The organism is Streptococcus sp. SM3 (genome assembly GCF_027497875.1).
The window spans coordinates 1-3,544 of record NZ_JAJNSA010000153.1; the positions used below are offsets into that span (position 1 = coordinate 1).

6 protein-coding genes and 1 pseudogene are annotated in these 3,544 nt (G+C 38.3%); all 7 read right to left on the bottom strand.

Features of this window, described 5'->3' with window-relative positions; translation table 11 throughout:
* A partial coding sequence (gene rplB / locus PAN06_RS13305; protein ID WP_269796564.1) for a 50S ribosomal protein L2 occupies window positions 1-461 on the bottom strand: 461 nt, incomplete at its 3' end.
* Between the two features lie 17 nt (window positions 462-478).
* Window positions 479-775 carry a 50S ribosomal protein L23 gene (locus PAN06_RS13310; protein WP_003009593.1) on the bottom strand — a complete coding sequence of 99 codons (297 nt, stop codon included), beginning with the start codon at window positions 773-775 and terminating at the stop codon, window positions 479-481.
* Window positions 775-1,398 (bottom strand): 50S ribosomal protein L4, encoded by a 624-nt coding sequence (rplD, locus tag PAN06_RS13315; RefSeq protein WP_003009591.1) that lies wholly within the window; start codon window positions 1,396-1,398, stop codon window positions 775-777. Before rplD ends, PAN06_RS13310 begins: the two co-directional genes overlap by 1 nt.
* Window positions 1,399-1,422: 24 nt before the next feature.
* Window positions 1,423-2,049: a 50S ribosomal protein L3 gene (gene rplC / locus PAN06_RS13320; RefSeq protein ID WP_003010846.1), complete on the bottom strand. Its 627-nt coding sequence runs from the start codon at window positions 2,047-2,049 to the stop codon at window positions 1,423-1,425.
* 81 nt (window positions 2,050-2,130) lie between these two features.
* Window positions 2,131-2,439 carry a 30S ribosomal protein S10 gene (rpsJ, locus tag PAN06_RS13325; RefSeq protein WP_003009585.1) on the bottom strand — a complete coding sequence of 103 codons (309 nt, stop codon included), beginning with the start codon at window positions 2,437-2,439 and terminating at the stop codon, window positions 2,131-2,133.
* A gap of 317 nt (window positions 2,440-2,756) precedes the next feature.
* Window positions 2,757-3,137: a hypothetical protein gene (locus tag PAN06_RS13330; protein WP_269796565.1), complete on the bottom strand. Its 381-nt coding sequence runs from the start codon at window positions 3,135-3,137 to the stop codon at window positions 2,757-2,759.
* Between the two features lie 76 nt (window positions 3,138-3,213).
* Window positions 3,214-3,544, bottom strand: a pseudogene (locus PAN06_RS13335) (XRE family transcriptional regulator); the annotation flags it as partial.

A 3,544-nucleotide genomic window follows, 5' to 3' on the forward strand; every position in this document is an offset into this window, starting at 1 on the left:
AATTCTCCACCTTTACCAGGTTTCAATTCGATGTTGTGGATCAAAGTACCAACTGGGATGTTAGCAAGTGGAAGAGCGTTTCCGACTTTGATATCTGCTTCTGGTCCTGATACGATACGTTGACCTACTTCAAGACCTTTAGGGGCGATGATGTAAGCTTTCACACCGTCAGTGTAGTGTACAAGCGCGATGTTAGCTGAGCGGTTTGGATCGTATTCGATCGTTTTAACGACTGCTTCAACTCCATCTTTGTTACGTTTGAAATCGATCAAACGGTAATGACGTTTGTGTCCACCACCTTGGTGACGAACAGTGATACGACCGTTGTTGTTACGACCTGCTTTGTTTTTAAGAGAAACAAGCAAAGTTTTCTCAGGTGTGTTTGTTGTGATTTCAGCGAAATCCAAAGAAGTCATATTACGGCGACCGTTTGTTGTTGGTTTATAAACACGAATTCCCACGATATTTCCTCCTTAGATTATTCAGCTTCAGTAGCAAACAACTCGATTGCTTTAGAATCAGCTGCAAGCGTGATGATAGCTTTTTTAGTTTTTGAAGTAAAACCAGTGTAACGTCCAACGCGTTTTGCTTTAGGTTTTACGTTTACAGTGTTCACATTCGCAACTTTTACACCTTCAAACGCAGCTTCAACAGCTTGTTTGATCAAAAGTTTGTGAGCGCGAGTGTCAACTTCAAATACATATTTGCCTGCTTCAAGTTGAGCCATTGACTTTTCAGTGATAACAGGTTTTTTGATAACATCATACAAATTCATTATGCAAGAACCTCCTCGATTTTAGAGATAGCTGCTTGAGTAACAAGAAGTTTGTCACTATTTGCGATGTCAAGAACACTTGCAGTTGTAGCAGTCGCAACTTTCACGTTTGGAAGGTTACGAGCTGAAAGAGCTGCGAATTCATTTCCTTCTTCAAGAATAACAAGGACTTTAGAATCGATGCTCAAAGCTGCAAGAACTTTTGCAAATTCAGCAGTTTTTGGAGCTGTAAATTCAAGAGAATCAACGGCTACAAATTTGTTTTCAGCAACTTTTTCTGAGTAAACAGATTTAAGTGCAAGGCGACGAACTTTTTGAGGAAGTTTGTACGCATAGCTACGTGGAGTTGGTCCGAAGACAATTCCACCACCACGCCATTGTGGAGAGCGGATAGAACCTTGACGAGCACGTCCAGTTCCTTTTTGACGCCATGGTTTGCGTCCGCCACCTGAAACGGCTGAACGGTTTTTAACTGCGTGAGTTCCTTGACGAAGGCTAGCACGTTGGCTGATGATCACATCAAATACAACTGCTTGGTTTGGTTCGATACCAAAGATCGCATCGTTAAGAACAACTTCGCCCGCTTGTTTACCAGTTTGGTCGAATAATGTTACATTTGCCATTTTGACTGTATTCCCCTTTCCTTATTATTTACCAGCTTTAACTGCTGACTTGATAGTGATAAGAGATTTCTTAGCACCTGGTACGTTACCTTTGATAAGGATAACGTTCTTTTCTGGAACAACTTGTACAACTTCAAGGTTTTGAATTGTTACACGATCGCCACCCATGCGTCCTGCAAGGTTTTTACCTTTGAATACGCGGTTAGGTGCAACAGGTCCCATAGAACCTGGACGACGGTGGTAACGAGAACCGTGAGCCATTGGTCCACGTGATTGTCCATGGCGTTTGATAACACCTTGGAAACCTTTACCTTTAGAAGTACCAGTTACATCAACAATGTCTCCAGCTTCGAAAGTGTCAACTGTGATTTCAGCACCAACTTCCAAGCCTTCAACGTTTTTGAATTCACGAATGAAGCGCTTAGGAGCCGTGTTAGCTTTTGCTACATGTCCTTTAGCAGGTTTGTTGCTCAATACTTCGCGTTTGTCATCGAAACCAACTTGGATAGCGTTGTAACCATCTGTTTCAACAGTTTTAACTTGAAGAACAACGTTTGGAGTTGCTTCGATAACTGTTACAGGGATCAATTCGCCAGCTTCAGTGAAGATTTGAGTCATTCCCACTTTTTTCCCTAAGATTCCTTTTGTCATGAGAAAATAGTTCCTTTTCTATAGTTTTTTATTCAAAAAGTTTTTAACGAGCGTTTTTTATGCTCTTGATCAAACTTTAGATTAAAGTTTGATTTCTACGTTTACACCACTTGGAAGATCCAATTTCATCAAAGCGTCAACTGTTTTTTGAGTTGGGTTGATGATGTCGATCAAACGTTTGTGTGTACGCATTTCGAATTGTTCGCGAGAATCTTTGTATTTGTGAGTCGCACGAATGATTGTGTAGAGGCTACGCTCAGTTGGAAGTGGGATTGGACCCGCAACTTGTGCACCTGTACGAGTAGCTGATTCTACGATTTTTGCAGCCGCTGTGTCGAGTGTACGGTGTTCGTACGCTTTCAAACGGATGCGGATTTTTTTGTTTGCCATCTTTTTCTCCTTTTCGTCTATTTAAGATAATAGGCTAGCTCCACAAGAAAACCGACGCGCGTTGCGTGGCAATGCAACCGAGCGTGTCGCAACCTCTTGCATCAAAGCTAATAGCTGTTTTTCACAGCACCATAGTAGTTTAACACAAACAAAGGCCCAATGCAAGGGATTTGAGAAGATTTTTTTCGTTTTTTTGATGAAAGTGTTTTCGAAAGAAATAGAGTGCTAAAAAAGTTGCTATTATGTAGAAAAAAAGTTCTACTTTTCAGTAGAACTTTTTAACGTAAAGTGATACGCTGATTACCTCTTTTCACTTTTTATTTATTGATTTTCAAGGCTGATTTTATTTCACCAATTGTTGATGCAGTGCTTGTATCTTGAAATGACTTTAACTCTTTATTCCCTCTCTCATCAATAGTTTCAACTGGATTACTATAATCATTTGTGGAACTCGTTGTAAATCCACCGGATTCATCAGCGACAATTACTTTACTATCAGGTAAATTACCAAAATAATCATTTATTTCTTTTTCTGATTTACCACTCAAGAGTTTTTTATAAATTTGTATTGTTTGATTTTCCTTTTGATCAATTCCTGTTGATTCAGCAACGGCGTTTTTTTGTAATGCATACGATACAATCCCAATAGATAGAACTGTTGCTATTAGAGATATGATCTTTTTAGTTTGATTAGCCATTTTTTCACCTACTTTCTTAATACACTTATTATAGGTTTTTGATATATAGTTTAACAGGACAAAAATGTCCTGTTAATTATTTGATATCCTGTTGCCATTCCTGTTTTAGTTTTTTTAATAGCATGTCTTCTTTAATCATTTCTGCGAAGTGTATAGCTGATTTGTAATACTCTTTAGCCTCTTTTTTATCATTCTTATAACTGAGATAATATTTCCATTCAAACATATCTATCAAAGATTTTTTCTGATAGTCTTGAGTTCGTTCCATAATTTGGATTAACCTGTCTAATATTTCTCTAACTTTTTTATAATCACCTAATCTAAAAAACAACCCTAAAGCTAGAAACAGTGTATCTCTCAATACAAATTGCTGATAGATTAATAATTCACCATCATCTACCAATAAC